Source organism: Streptomyces sp. NRRL WC-3605 (assembly GCF_001509795.1).
In the GTDB taxonomy this organism is placed as follows: Bacteria; Actinomycetota; Actinomycetes; order Streptomycetales; family Streptomycetaceae; genus Streptomyces; species Streptomyces viridochromogenes.
The window spans coordinates 1-12,392 of sequence record NZ_LLZN01000127.1 but is presented as its reverse complement, the minus strand read 5'-3'; the positions used below and the strand labels follow the sequence as shown (position 1 = coordinate 12,392).

Sequence of the window (12,392 nt, the reverse complement as noted above, 5' to 3'; positions counted from 1 at the left end):
GTGCGGGGCGGGTTTCAAGCCGGGTTCCGGGGTCAAGCGAGGAGCATGTCCTCTAGATATCGCGGCGCCAACCAGGCCGGCACGGTCATCGCGATCGTCGCCGATGTCATGGCCCTCATCCTGGGCCTGTGGATCCTCATGTACCTGCTGGATGCCAACCCCGGCAACGACTTCGTGCAGTTCGTCCACGACGCCGCCCGCTGGCTGGCGGGCTGGTCGCACGACCTGTTCACCTTCGACGAGGAGTGGGCCCGCGTGGTGGCCGGGTACGGCCTGGCCGCCGTGGTCTACCTGTTCGTCGGCCACGCCATCGCCGGCCGGGTGCACCGCCACTGACACCCGGCCCCGGCCGTCAGGCGCAGCAGTCCGGGTCCAGTCCGGCCGGCAGGCGGTCCCCGCCGAACACCGCGCACGTGGCCTCGTGCCCGCCGAGCGCGGCGACGGCCAGCAGGACGGATCCCGCTGTCCACGTGGTGAGTTCGCGCGGCCAGATGGCGTCGTCCTCGAAGACGTACCCGGTCCAGTACAGCCCGCTCTCGGCGTCCCGCAGGTGCTGGATGGACTGGAGGATCTCCAGCGCGCGGTCGGACTCGCCCATCGCCCACAGCGCGAGGGCGAGTTCGGCGGACTCGCCGCCGGTGACCCACGGGTTGGGCACGACGCACCGCACGCCGAGGCCGGGCACGACGAACCGGCCCCAGCCCCCGCGCATCCGGGCCTCGGCCTCGGCGCCGGTGAGCGCTCCGCCGAGCACCGGGTAGTACCAGTCCATCGAGTAGCGGTCCTTGTCGAGGAACCGCTCGGGGTGCCGGCGGATGGCGTGGCGCAGCGCGCCCGCCGCGAGCTCCCAGTCCGGCTGGGGCTCCTCGCGCTGCTCGGCGATGGCCAGCGCGCACCGCAGTGCGTGGTGGATCGACGAGGAGCCGGTGAGCAGGGCGTCCACGGTGGGGGTGCCGTCGTCGTCGCGCCGCCAGCCGATCTGCCCGCCGGGCTGCTGGAGCCGCAGCACGAACTCGATCGCGGCGTACACGCTGGGCCACATGCGGTCCAGGAACGTGTCGTCGCCCGTGGACAGGTAGTGGTGCCAGACGCCCACCGCCATGTAGGCGACGAAGTTGGTCTCGCGCCCGGTGTCGGTGACGTCGTCGTGGGCGCCGTCGCGGTAGGCGGCGTACCAGGAGCCGTCGTCGTTCTGATGGGTGGCCAGCCAGGTGTACGCCCGCTCGGCGGCGGTGTGTTCACCGGCGGCGTCCAGCGCCATGGCGGCCTCGACGTGGTCCCACGGGTCGAGGTGGTGTCCGCGGAACCACGGGATCGCCCCGTCCTCCCGCTGCACCGCGAGGATGCCGGCCACGGTCGCGGCGGCCTGCTCGGCGGTGAGGACCCCGGGCAGGACGAGGTGTTCTGTCCGGGGAGTGGTCACCGCGCGTCCACCCGGGGCAGGTGCGGCTTGGTCGCGTACGCCACGAAGCTCTTGCCGATCAGCGGGTTCAGCGCCTGTTCGGCGACCCGGGTGGCCAGCGGCTTCTTCATGATGTCCCAGACGAGGAGCTTGTGGTACGCCTTCACGGGCAGCGCCTTGTCGTTGTCCACGCCGAACGCGCACTTCAGCCACCAGTACGGCGAGTGCAGCGCGTGCGCGTGGTGGGTGCCGTACGGCCTCAGGCCCGCCTCGCGGATCTTCCCCAGCAGCTCGTCCGCCTTGTAGATGCGGATGTGGCCGCCCTCGACCTCGTGGTAGGCGTCGGACAGCGCCCAGCAGACCTTCTCGGGGCCGTAGCGCGGAACGGTGATGGCGATGCGGCCGCCGGGCTTGAGGACCCGGACCATCTCGGCGAGGACGCCCTTGTCGTCGGGGATGTGCTCCATGACCTCGGAGATGATCACGACGTCGAAGGACTCGTCCGGGAAGGGCAGCGCGAGCGCGTCGCCCTCCATGGCGGTGGCGGTGGCGCCCTCGGGGGCCTCGCCGGCCTCCTTCATCGCCGCGAACCACTTCGCGACCTCGCGGATCTCCTCGCCGTTCTGGTCCAGCGCGACGACCTGGGCTCCGCGCCGGTAGCACTCGAACGCGTGCCGTCCGGCACCGCAGCCGAGGTCCAGGACACGGTCGCCCGGGGCGAGCGGGAACCGGGAGAAGTCGACGGTCAGCACGTGGCCCTGCTTTCGGTGTCGGCGCCCTCGACGAGGGGGGAGGCCGGGGCGGTGACGGGTGGGGTCGTGGAGCGGACGGGGGTGGCCGGAGCGGTGTCCGCGGCCGTGGCGCGGGGGTGCCGGCCGGCGGCGATCGCCTCGCGGTACCGCGCCACCGTGCCCTCGGCGGCCTTGGCCCAGGTGAAGTGCTGGAGGACCCGCTCGCGTCCGGCCGCTCCGAGCCGGTCGCGCAGGCCGGCGTCGCCCAGCAGCCGGGTCAGCCCGGCGGCCAGCGCACCGGGGTCGCCGGGCGGCACCGCGAGGCAGGTCTCGCCGTCGCGTCCGGCGACCTCGGGGATCGCCCCGCCGGTCGTGGCGACCAGGGGGGTGCCGGTGGCCATGGCCTCGGCGGCGGGCAGCGAGAAGCCCTCGTACAGCGACGGCACGCAGGCCACCTCCGCCGAGCGGACCAGGTCGACGAGTTCGGCGTCGGAGATGCCCTTGACGAAGTCGACGGCGCCTTCGAGGCCGTAGCGCTCGACGGCGCGGGCGACCGGGCCGTCCTCGGGGCGCTTGCCGACGACGACGAGATGGGCGTCGGGGTGTTCGGTGCGGACCTTGGCGAGCGCCTCGACGAGGAACACCAGGCCCTTCAGCGGCACGTCGGCGCTGGACGTCGTCACGATCCGGCCGGGCACCCGCCGGACCGACGGATCCGGCGAGAACAGGTCGGTGTCGGCGCCGATGTGGACGACGTGGATGCGGTCCCGCCGTACGCCGAGGTCGTCGACGATCTCCCCCCGGGAGGTGCCGGAGACGGTGAGGACGGACGGCAGGCGGCGCGCGACCCGCTTCTGCATCCGGGTGAAGGCGTACCACCGGCGGACCGACATCCGCCGCTGCCAGGTCGTGGCGGCGTCCAACTCCAGCCGGCGGTCCACCGTGATGGGGTGGTGGATGGTGGTGACGAGGGGGGCGCCGACGTCGCCGAGGAGGCCGTAGCCGAGGGTCTGGTTGTCGTGCACGACGTCGAAGTCGCCGCGGCGGGCGCGCAGCAGGCGGCGGGCGCGCAGCGAGAACGTCAGCGGCTCGGGGAAGCCGCCGGTCCACATGGTCGCCACTTCCAGCGCGTCGACCCAGTCGCGGTACTCGTCGCGCCCGGGGGTGCGGAAGGGGTCGGGCTGGCGGTACAGGTCGAGGCTGGGCAGCTCGGTGAGGGTGAGGCGGCCCGCGTAGTCCTCGTGTTCGTCGAGCACCGGATAGGGCTGGGAGCCGATGACCTCGACGCGGTGGCCGAGGCGGGCGAGTTCGCGGGAGAGGTGCCGTACGTAGACGCCCTGACCGCCACAGAACGGGTTCCCTTTGTAGGTGAGAAGCGCGATGTCGAGCGGTCGCCCGCCGTCGGCGGCAAGGTCCGTCGGAGACCCGGCCTCCCTGGCCTCAGCGGTCACTCCGGGCCCCTCTCTCCCTGCTCTGTCCCGCGAGGTTACGCCGGGACGTTAATCTAGAACAAGTTTCAGACTTGATCGTTCAGGAGGCTCTGAATCTACCGGCAGGTAGCGCCGCTGTGAGCGATGGATCAGGTGATTCACGCCACGGCCGACCCCTGGCATGCTCTGTCCGGTCACCCACCCTCACCGACTGTCACGGAACGGGATCCATGCCTGCGGAAGTCAGTAGCGCGAGCCCTCCCTCACCGCCTCTCACCGAGCGGCAGGAGGCCCGCCGCCGACGCATCCTGCACGCCAGCGCGCAGCTCGCGAGCCGGGGCGGCTTCGACGCCGTGCAGATGCGCGAGGTCGCGGAGTCCTCCCAGGTGGCGCTCGGCACGCTGTACCGCTACTTCCCGTCCAAGGTGCATCTGCTGGTCGCCACGATGCAGGCCCAGTTGGAGCACATGCACGGCACGCTGCGCAAGAAGCCGCCGCAGGGCGCGACGGCGGCCGAGCGGGTCGCGGAGACCCTGATGCGGGCGTTCCGCGCACTGCAGCGCGAGCCGCATCTGGCGGACGCGATGGTGCGGGCGCTGACGTTCGCGGACCGCAGCGTCTCCCCGGAGGTCGACCAGGTCTCCCGGCAGACCACGATGATCATCCTGGACGCGATGGGTCTGGAGGACCCGACGCCGCAGCAGCTGTCCGCCGTCCGCGTCATCGAGCACACCTGGCACTCGGCCCTGATCACCTGGCTGTCGGGGCGCGCCTCGATCGCCCAGGTGAAGATCGACATCGAGACGGTCTGCCGGCTGATCGACCTGACGGCCCCCGAGGAGCCGCGGCGCCGCTGAGGGGTTACTCCTCGGGCGGGAAGACGGGTTCCCCGGTGCCCAGCAGGGTGATCGCGATGGCCTCCACGGGACAGCTCTCGGCCGCCGCGAGGACCGACTCGTCGGCGTCGGTCTCCGGGTCGGCCGGATGGGACTGGCGGGCGCGGTCGAGGCGGAAGCCGCCGGGGGCGCGGTGGAGGCACTGGGCCGAGCCGACGCACAGCGACCGGTCGACCTCGACGTGCCAGCGGTCGCCCATCGTCACGCCTCCCAGCCGGCGGGCAGATGGATCATCTTCTGCTCGAAGTACTCGCCGAAGCCCTCGGGCCCGAACTCCCGTCCCAGCCCGGAGTTCTTGTAGCCGCCGAAGGGGCCGAGCATGTCGAGGCTGAAGGTGTTGACGGAGTAGGTCCCGGTACGGACCCGCCGGGCGACCTCGATGCCGCGCTCGACGTCGCCGGTCCACACGCTGCCGGACAGCCCGTACTCCGAGTCGTCGGCGATCCTCACGGCCTCGTCCTGGTCGCCGTACGGCAGCAGGCAGACGACCGGGCCGAAGATCTCCTCGCGGGCGACGCGCATCGCGTTGTCGACGTCACCGAAGAGGGTCGGCTCTACGTACCAGCCCTTCTCCAGGCCGGCGGGGCGTCCGCCGCCGGTGAGGATCTTCGCGCCCTCCTCCTGCCCGATCCGTATGTAGTCGAGGCTGCGCCGCTGCTGGCGCCGCGCCACGAGCGGGCCGACCTGGGTGGCGGGGTCCAGCGGGTCGCCGACCAGGAGGGCGCCGGCCGCGGCGGCGAACGCCTCGGCGAACTCGTCGTAGCGGGAGCGCGGGAGCAGGATGCGGGTCTGGGCCACGCACGCCTGGCCGTTGTTCATCCAGGCCGCCGGGACCACGCCGGCCACCGTCGCCTCGACGTCCGCGTCGGGCAGGACCACGGCCGCGGACTTGCCGCCGAGTTCGAGGGTGACGCGGGTCAGGTTGCGGGCGGCGACCTCCATGACGCGCTTGCCGGCGGCGACGGATCCGGTGAAGGAGACCTTGTCGACGCCGGGGTGCCCGACCAGATACTCGCTGACCTCGCGGTCGGCGGGCAGGACCGACAGCACGCCCTCGGGCAGCCCGGCCTCGGCCGCGATCTCCGCGAGCAGGTAGGCGTCGAGCGGCGACTCGGGGGACGGTTTGAGGACGACCGTGCATCCGGCGAGCAGGGCGGGCGCGAGCTTGGCGGCGGCGACGAACTGCGGGACGTTCCAGGGGACGACGGCCGCCACGACGCCGACCGGCTCGCGGCGCACGAGGATCCGCCCGAGGACGCCGTCGCGTGGCTCCTCGTAGGGGAAGCCGCGCGCGACGGTGATCGCCGCGTCCCACACCATCATCGCGCCGAGGGCCTGGGCGAGGACGCTCCAGGAGTAGGGGGAGCCGTTCTGGGCGGAGATGACGCGGGCGATCTCCTCGTGCCGGGCGGCGATCCCGTCCTTGATCCGGCCGACGACCTCGATGCGCTCGTCCAGGCTCGTGCGGGGCCAGGGCCCCTCGTCGAAGGCCCGGCGGGCCGCGCCGACGGCCCGGTCCACGTCGGCCCGGGAGGCGTGCGGCACCCGGCCGATGACCTCCTCGGTGTGCGGTGAGACCACCTCGATGACGTCACCGCCCAGGGGGTCGGCCCACTGCCCGCCGATGAACAGCTGTCCGTGTTCCACGAGTTCGGTCATGACCGACTGCCTCCCCGGAGCCGCACCCTGAACGCGCCAGGCACCCTGACGACCCATCAGATACAGGGGAACTGATACCAGTTCCACCCAGAGGAGTCCACGGACCGTGCACGACCGGACCGACGGGCGGATGGATGACTCGGGCTCCCATCGAAACTCGTTCTAGTTACTATGGCCGGGCGGCCGGTCCGTGCCGCGCGACGGTCGCGGCGATGGGGGAGCCCATGACGCAGGTGTACGACCACGGCGGCGGGGTGCGGTCCCTCCGGGTCCCGATCCCGGACAACCCCCTCGGCCACACCCTCGTGCACGTCGTCGACACCGACCGCGGCCCCGTGCTCGTCGACACCGGCTGGGACGACCCGGCCTCCTGGGACACCCTCACCGACGGCCTCGCGGCCTGCGGCACCACGCCCGCGGATGTCGTCGGCGTGGTCGTCACCCACCACCACCCCGACCACCACGGCCTGTCCGGCCGGGTGCGTGAGGCGTCCGGCGCCTGGATCGCGATGCACGCGGCGGACGCGGCGATCGTCCGGCGCACCCGGGCGACACGCCCCGAGACCTGGTTCGCGTACATGGCCGGCAAACTCGCGGCGGCCGGCGCCCCCGAGGAGCACGTGGCCCCGCTGCGCGCCGCCCGCCGCCCCGGCTCCCTGCCGGGCTTCTCCCCCGCCGACCCCGACCGGGAGATCGTCCCGGGCGAGCTGCTGGACCTCCCGGGCCGCCGGCTGCGCGCGGTCTGGACGCCGGGCCACACCCCGGGCCACGTCTGCCTGCACCTGGAGGAGGACCACCCGGCCGGACTCCCGGGCCACGGCCGGCTGTTCTCCGGCGACCACCTGCTGCCCGGGATCACCCCGCACATCGGCCTGTACGAGGACCCCGACGACACCACGGCCACCGACCCCCTCGGCGACTACCTGGCCTCACTGGAACGCGTCGCCGCCCTCGGCCCCGCCGAGGTCCTGCCGGCACACCAGCACGCGTTCACCGACGCCCCGGCGCGCGTACGGGAGTTGCTCGACCACCACGAGGCACGGCTGACGGGTCTGCTGGCGCTGCTCACCACCCCGCTGACCCCGTGGCAGCTCGCCGAACGCATGGAGTGGAACCGCCCCTGGGTCCGGATCCCACCGGGCTCCCGCACCATCGCGGTCGCGGAGGCGGAGGCCCACCTGCGCCGCCTGGTGAAGCTGGGGCGGGCGGAGGCGGTGACGGGGAGCGAGCCGGTGGCGTACGTGGCGGTCTGACCTACCCGGGAAGGAACGTGCGGATCAGCTTCTCGGCGGCGCCCAGGAGGCCGGTCTCCCGCTCGGTCATCGTCGGGTTGGCCGCCCGTTCGCGCAGGGCCTGGGACAGCCCGGCGTCGGTGAGGTCCGAGGGGTCGGCCAGCAGGGCGGCGAGCAGTGCGTGGGCACTCGCCGCCAGGACCTCGTCGCCGACGGCGACCTGGGCGAGGATCACCGCGGAGGCGCCCCAGTCGAGACCGGGGTCGCCGTCACGGGCGTTGCTCCAGTCGATGACGTACGGCCCGTCCGGGGTGAGGATCACGTTGTCGGGGTGCAGGTCCAGGTGGAGGACGCGGGTCCCGGGGCGGCGTCCGGGCAGGCCGTGCAGCCGCCGCAGCAGACGGGCGAGTTCCGCACCCGCCTCGTCCGGGCCGAGGGTGCCCGCCACGAGCGCGCCCAGCATCGTCGGCCCCGTGAGGCGCTCCATCACCAGCTCGGTCCGCGAGGAGCCGTCGAGGCGGACGCGGGGCGCCGGGAAGCCGTGGCCGCGCACGTGCGCCATCACCTCGCCCTCGGCGAGTGCGTCGCCGTACCCCTCCCGGTCCCGGCGCAGCACCCAGTGCCGGTCGACCTCGTACACGTCGGCGGTCCGCCCCGAACCGATCAGTCGCCCCATCGTCCTGCCCCCTCGCGTCGGCAGGACGGTACCCGGTGCGAGGTGCCCCGGAGAGCCCGGGTTACGGCCGGGTACAGTGTCCCGGTCGTCATCACTCACCCGTTCAGGGGAAAGCCGGTGCAATTCCGGCGCTGACCCGCAACCGTGAACCGGTCCCCGCGTCCCCGCCCCCGTGGCGGACGGTCCGAGGCCGGTGAGCCGGACCGCCCTGGACGGACGTGACCGGCTCACGTGTCCCGGCAGCCTGCCGGAGCACGGCACCGTCGAGGTATACGGAGCCGAGCCGCCCGGGGGTCCTCCCGTGCTGTCCGGCTCCCCACAGGGAGAGGGCACCCGCCGATCATGAACGTCCGCCGCAGCGCCGCGGCCCTGGCCGCCACCGTCGTGCTCGGCGCGACCGCGCCCGCCATGGCCGCCGACTCACCGTCCCCGTCGCCGTCTGCGGCCCTCCCCAAGGGGCTGTACGGCACCACCGACCCGACGTACGACGGGGTCTGGCGGCAGTCCCTCGCCCTGCTCGCCCAGCACACCGCGAAGGTGCGGCCCGCCGCGTCGGCCGTGGACTGGCTGACCGGGCAGCAGTGCGCGAACGGCGCGTTCGCCGCGTACCGCGCCGACACCGCCAAGGCGTGCGACGCCAAGGTGATGGTCGACAGCAACAGCACCGCCGCCGCCGTGCAGGCCCTGACGGCGCTCGGCGGCCACGACACCGTCACCGGCAAGGCCGTGACCTGGCTGAAGTCCGTCCAGAACAAGGACGGCGGCTGGGGCTACACCCCGGGCGGGGCCAGCGACACCAACTCGACGTCGGTCGTCGTCGGCGCACTGGCCGCCGCGGGCGAGAAGCCGGCCGAGGTCACCAAGGACGGCAAGTCGCCCTACGACGCCCTGCTCTCCCTCGCCCTGCCCTGCGAGGGCGACGACGCGGGCGCCTTCGCCTACCAGCCGGACAAGAAGGGCGAGCTGGCCGCCAACGCCGACGCCACCGCGGCCGGCGTGATCGGCGCACTCGGCAAGGGGCTCGTCGCGAGCGCCGGCGAGAAGGCGGGCGCCACCTGCGCGAAGGCCGGCTCCCCGGAGCAGGCCGCCGCCAACGGCGCCGCCTACCTGACGCGGGTGCTCGGCAAGGACGGGCACCTGGTCTCCGCGCTGCCCGGCGCCGACGACCAGCCGGACTACGGCAACACGGCCGACGCGGTGGTCGCGCTCGCCGCGCAGGGCGGGGCCGGCGCCGCCGCGAAGCCCCTGAGCTGGCTGGAGGGCAACGCCGCGAAGTGGGCCGCGCAGAACGGCCCCGCCGCCTACGCCCAGCTGATCTTCGCCGCGCACGCCACCGGCACCGACCCGCGCGACTTCGGCGGCACCGACCTGGTCGCGAAGCTGAACGCGACCGGCCCGGCGCCGCAGAAGGCGGCCGGGAAGAGCGCGGACGCCCAGGAGGACAAGGACGACGACAGCCCGTTCGGCGTCTGGTGGTACATCGGCGTCTTCCTCGTCGTCGGCATCGGCATCGGCTTCCTGCTGAGCCACCGCAACAAGGGCGGCCGGGCGTGATCCGGCGCGCCCTCGCGGTTCTGCTGGCCGCGCTGGTCCTGACGGCCGGCGCGGCCCAGGCCGCCCAGGCCACCGGGTACCGCTACTGGTCGTTCTGGGACCGCGACGGCGGCTCCTGGTCGTACGCCTCCCTGGGCCCCTCGCTGTCCCGTCCCGACGACGGCGATGTGCAGGGCTTCCGCTTCGCCGTGAGCGAGGACTCGAAGGACGCCACGCGGCCCCGGGGCGCGGCCGAGTTCTCCGTGATCTGTGCCCGTACACCGGCGCGGGACGGCAAGAAGCGGATCGCGCTGGTGCTGGACTTCGGCACGGCCGCCGACGCCCCCTCGGGCGAGAGGCCGCCGGCCCGGCGCACCGTCTGCGCTCGCGTCGACCCGGACGCCACGACCGCGGACGCTCTGGCGGCCGTCGCCGGTCCGCTGCGGTACGACTCCAACGCCCTGCTGTGCGCGATCGACGGCTACCCGCGCAAGGGCTGCGGCGAGCAGGTCGCCCAGGGCGAGAAGCCCGCGGCCACCGAGCCGGAGGACGACGCGGAGGGCGGTGCCTCGGTCGGTCTGGTCGCCGGTGTCGCGGCCGTCGTGGTCCTGGCGGGCGCGGCCGTCTGGCAGGCACGACGGCGGCGCGGCTGATGGCAGGGGGGCGCGGCGGCACACGGAGCGGGGGCGGCCCGGAGGGAGCGATCGCCCCCGGCCCGGCCGTGCCCGACGCCGAGCGGCCCGTTCGCGACCCCCTCCACCCCGGCGCCTGGTGGGTCTGGGCGCTGGCGCTCGGCACCGCCGCGACCCGCACCACCAACCCGCTGCTGCTCGCCCTGCTCGCCGCGACGTCCGCCTACGTGGTGGCGGCGTGCCGCCCGGACGCCCCCTGGGCCCGCTCCTACGGTGCCTTCGTCAAGCTCGCCCTGGCCGTCCTCGTGATCCGGCTGTTCTTCGCGGTGGCCCTCGGCTCCCCCATCCCCGGCACCCATGTGCTCGTCACCCTGCCCGAGGTGGCCCTGCCCGACTGGGCGCAGGGCATCCGGCTGGGCGGCCGGGTCACCGCCGAGACGCTCGTGCGGGCGCTGTACGAGGGTCTGAAGCTGGCCACGCTCCTCATCTGCGTGGGCGCGGCGAACTCCCTCGCCAACCCGGCCCGGCTGCTGAAGTCCCTGCCGGGCGCCCTGTACGAGATGGGTGTCGCGGTGGTGGTGGCCCTGACGTACGCCCCTCACCTGATCGCCGACGTGCAGCGCCTGCGGGCCGCCCGCCGGCTGCGCGGACGGCCGGACCGGGGGTTGCGCGGCCTGGTCCAGGTCGGCCTGCCGGTGCTGGAGGGCGCGCTGGAGCGTTCGGTCGCGCTGGCCGCCGCGATGGACGCGCGCGGCTACGGCCGGACCGCCGACGTCCCGGACCGGGTCCGTCGCACGACGGCCGCGCTCACCCTGGGCGGACTGCTGGGCGTGTGCGCGGGCACGTACGGGCTGCTGACCGCCGCGGGCGGCACCTACGGGCTGCCGGTGCTGCTCGCCGGTCTCGCGGCGGCGCTGGCGGGGCTGCGCCTGGGCGGGCGCCGCTCCCCGCGCACCCGCTACCGGCCCGACCGCTGGGGTCCGCGCGCGTGGCTGGTCGCCGGGTCGGGCGCGGCGGTCGCCGCCCTGCTGACCCTGGCCGCGAGCCGTGAGCCGGCGGCCCTGAACCCGGGTGTGGTGCCGCTGGTCGCGCCCACCCTTCCGCTGTGGCCGGCGGCCGCCGTCCTGCTCGGGCTGCTCCCGGCGTTCGTCGGCCCCGCACCGAGGAAGCCCGCACCGAGGAAGCCGGCGCCGCGCGGTGCCGTCGCCCGCGAGGAGCCGTCGTGATCCGCTTCGAGAACGTCTCCGTGACCTACGACGGGGCCGCCGCGCCCACCGTCGACGGGGTGGACTTCGTGGTGCCCGAGGGGGAGCTGGTGCTGCTCGTCGGGCCGTCGGGGGTCGGCAAGTCGACCGTGCTGAACGCGGTCAGCGGACTCGTGCCGCACTTCACGGGCGGCACCCTGCGCGGCCGGGTCACGGTGGCCGGGCGGGACACCCGTACCCACAAGCCGCGTGAACTCGCCGACGTGGTGGGCACGGTGGGCCAGGACCCGCTCTCCCACTTCGTGACCGACACGGTGGAGGAGGAGCTGGCCTACGGCATGGAGTCGCTGGGCCTGGCCCCGGACGTGATGCGGCGCCGGGTCGAGGAGACGCTGGACCTGCTGGGTCTGGCGGATCTGCGGGACCGGTCGATCGCCACCCTGTCCGGCGGGCAGCGGCAGCGCGTCGCGATCGGCTCGGTCCTGACCCCCCACCCGAGGGTGCTGGTGCTGGACGAGCCGACGTCGGCGCTGGACCCGGCCGCCGCCGAGGAGGTCCTGGCCGTCCTTCAGCGCCTCGTCCACGACCTGGGCACGACGGTGCTGATGGCCGAGCACCGCCTGGAACGCGTCGTGCAGTACGCGGACCGTGTCGTCCTGCTGCCCGCCCCGGGAGACCCGCCGGTCCTCGGCGACCCGGCGGAGATCATGGCGATGTCCCCGGTGTATCCGCCGGTGGTGGCCCTGGGCCGGCTGGCCGGCTGGTCCCCGCTCCCGCTGACGGTCCGGGACGCCCGGCGCCGGGCGTCCGACCTGCGGCAGCGCCTCGGCGATCACGACGCCCTGCCCGGACCCGCGCGCTCGGAGCCGCCCGCCCCGCCGCCCGCCCCGCCGCCGGCCCGCAACTCCGCCGCGGACGAGAAGGCCGGGGGCCCCCCCGGCGTGTCCCCGGCCCCGGCCCAGCCCCGCCGGGCGGGCGGGGGGGGCCCGGCCGGGG

The 12,392-nt window shown here is 74.3% G+C and carries 13 protein-coding genes and 1 riboswitch; of the genes, 7 read left to right on the top strand and 6 right to left on the bottom strand.

Annotation, left to right across the window (positions count from 1 at the left end):
- Window positions 1-45 precede the first annotated feature (45 nt).
- Complete coding sequence (locus ADL34_RS33665) at window positions 46-336, top strand: hypothetical protein (protein ID WP_062667379.1); 291 nt, start codon at window positions 46-48, stop codon at window positions 334-336.
- A gap of 16 nt (window positions 337-352) precedes the next feature.
- On the opposite strand, the gene ADL34_RS33660 is transcribed toward ADL34_RS33665, so the two are convergent.
- The 3 genes from ADL34_RS33660 to ADL34_RS33650 are packed head-to-tail and all read right to left on the bottom strand — an operon-like array spanning window position 353 to window position 3,584.
- Window positions 353-1,423: a prenyltransferase/squalene oxidase repeat-containing protein gene (locus tag ADL34_RS33660; protein ID WP_062667377.1), complete on the bottom strand. Its 1,071-nt coding sequence runs from the start codon at window positions 1,421-1,423 to the stop codon at window positions 353-355.
- On the bottom strand, window positions 1,420-2,154 hold the full coding sequence (locus ADL34_RS33655) for a class I SAM-dependent methyltransferase (RefSeq protein WP_062667375.1): 735 nt from the start codon (window positions 2,152-2,154) through the stop codon (window positions 1,420-1,422). The genes ADL34_RS33660 and ADL34_RS33655 overlap by 4 nt, the downstream gene beginning before the upstream one ends.
- Entirely contained in the window at window positions 2,148-3,584 is a 1,437-nt protein-coding gene (locus ADL34_RS33650; protein WP_062667373.1) for a glycosyltransferase family 4 protein, read from the bottom strand. The genes ADL34_RS33655 and ADL34_RS33650 overlap by 7 nt, the downstream gene beginning before the upstream one ends.
- A gap of 209 nt (window positions 3,585-3,793) precedes the next feature.
- Here ADL34_RS33650 and ADL34_RS33645 point away from each other — a divergent pair, with 209 nt between their 5' ends.
- Window positions 3,794-4,420 (top strand): TetR family transcriptional regulator, encoded by a 627-nt coding sequence (locus ADL34_RS33645; protein ID WP_062667371.1) that lies wholly within the window; start codon window positions 3,794-3,796, stop codon window positions 4,418-4,420.
- A gap of 4 nt (window positions 4,421-4,424) precedes the next feature.
- Here the strand turns inward: ADL34_RS33645 and ADL34_RS33640 are convergent, their stop codons facing one another.
- A complete protein-coding gene (locus tag ADL34_RS33640) occupies window positions 4,425-4,658 on the bottom strand; it encodes a ferredoxin (protein ID WP_062667369.1) in 234 nt (77 codons plus the stop codon).
- Between the two features lie 2 nt (window positions 4,659-4,660).
- Complete coding sequence (locus tag ADL34_RS33635) at window positions 4,661-6,118, bottom strand: aldehyde dehydrogenase (RefSeq protein WP_062667367.1); 1,458 nt, start codon at window positions 6,116-6,118, stop codon at window positions 4,661-4,663.
- A gap of 224 nt (window positions 6,119-6,342) precedes the next feature.
- Here ADL34_RS33635 and ADL34_RS33630 point away from each other — a divergent pair, with 224 nt between their 5' ends.
- Complete coding sequence (locus ADL34_RS33630) at window positions 6,343-7,371, top strand: MBL fold metallo-hydrolase (protein WP_062667366.1); 1,029 nt, start codon at window positions 6,343-6,345, stop codon at window positions 7,369-7,371.
- Window position 7,372: 1 nt separating this feature from the next.
- Here ADL34_RS33630 and ADL34_RS33625 read toward each other — a convergent pair whose 3' ends face one another.
- On the bottom strand, window positions 7,373-8,026 hold the full coding sequence (locus ADL34_RS33625; protein WP_062667365.1) for a phosphotransferase: 654 nt from the start codon (window positions 8,024-8,026) through the stop codon (window positions 7,373-7,375).
- Between the two features lie 65 nt (window positions 8,027-8,091).
- A riboswitch (cobalamin riboswitch) is annotated at window positions 8,092-8,253 on the top strand.
- A 115-nt stretch (window positions 8,254-8,368) separates the two neighbouring features.
- Between ADL34_RS33625 and ADL34_RS33620 the strand changes: the two genes are divergently transcribed.
- The 4 genes from ADL34_RS33620 to ADL34_RS33605 form a co-directional block, all read left to right on the top strand.
- Entirely contained in the window at window positions 8,369-9,580 is a 1,212-nt protein-coding gene (locus ADL34_RS33620) for a prenyltransferase/squalene oxidase repeat-containing protein (RefSeq protein ID WP_062667364.1), read from the top strand.
- Window positions 9,577-10,212, top strand: a complete 636-nt coding sequence (locus tag ADL34_RS33615) for an SCO2322 family protein (RefSeq protein ID WP_062667363.1) — start codon at window positions 9,577-9,579, stop codon at window positions 10,210-10,212. Before ADL34_RS33620 ends, ADL34_RS33615 begins: the two co-directional genes overlap by 4 nt.
- On the top strand, window positions 10,212-11,417 hold the full coding sequence (locus ADL34_RS33610) for an energy-coupling factor transporter transmembrane component T (RefSeq protein ID WP_079034112.1): 1,206 nt from the start codon (window positions 10,212-10,214) through the stop codon (window positions 11,415-11,417). Before ADL34_RS33615 ends, ADL34_RS33610 begins: the two co-directional genes overlap by 1 nt.
- Window positions 11,414-12,392 (top strand): ABC transporter ATP-binding protein (locus ADL34_RS33605; protein ID WP_234375170.1); only part of this gene is annotated, 979 nt, incomplete at its 3' end. The genes ADL34_RS33610 and ADL34_RS33605, both read left to right, overlap by 4 nt.

What these genes read in the sequence shown, in the direction of transcription:
- ADL34_RS33665 (WP_062667379.1), top strand. Translation starts at nt 46, where the DNA reads ATGTCCTCTAGATATCGCGGCGCCAACCAGGCCGGCACGGTCATCGCG.
- ADL34_RS33645 (WP_062667371.1), top strand. Translation starts at nt 3,794, where the DNA reads ATGCCTGCGGAAGTCAGTAGCGCGAGCCCTCCCTCACCGCCTCTCACC.
- ADL34_RS33640 (WP_062667369.1), bottom strand. Translation starts at nt 4,658, where the DNA reads ATGGGCGACCGCTGGCACGTCGAGGTCGACCGGTCGCTGTGCGTCGGC.
- ADL34_RS33635 (WP_062667367.1), bottom strand. Translation starts at nt 6,118, where the DNA reads ATGACCGAACTCGTGGAACACGGACAGCTGTTCATCGGCGGGCAGTGG.
- ADL34_RS33630 (WP_062667366.1), top strand. Translation starts at nt 6,343, where the DNA reads ATGACGCAGGTGTACGACCACGGCGGCGGGGTGCGGTCCCTCCGGGTC.
- ADL34_RS33625 (WP_062667365.1), bottom strand. Translation starts at nt 8,026, where the DNA reads ATGGGGCGACTGATCGGTTCGGGGCGGACCGCCGACGTGTACGAGGTC.
- ADL34_RS33620 (WP_062667364.1), top strand. Translation starts at nt 8,369, where the DNA reads ATGAACGTCCGCCGCAGCGCCGCGGCCCTGGCCGCCACCGTCGTGCTC.
- ADL34_RS33610 (WP_079034112.1), top strand. Translation starts at nt 10,212, where the DNA reads ATGGCAGGGGGGCGCGGCGGCACACGGAGCGGGGGCGGCCCGGAGGGA.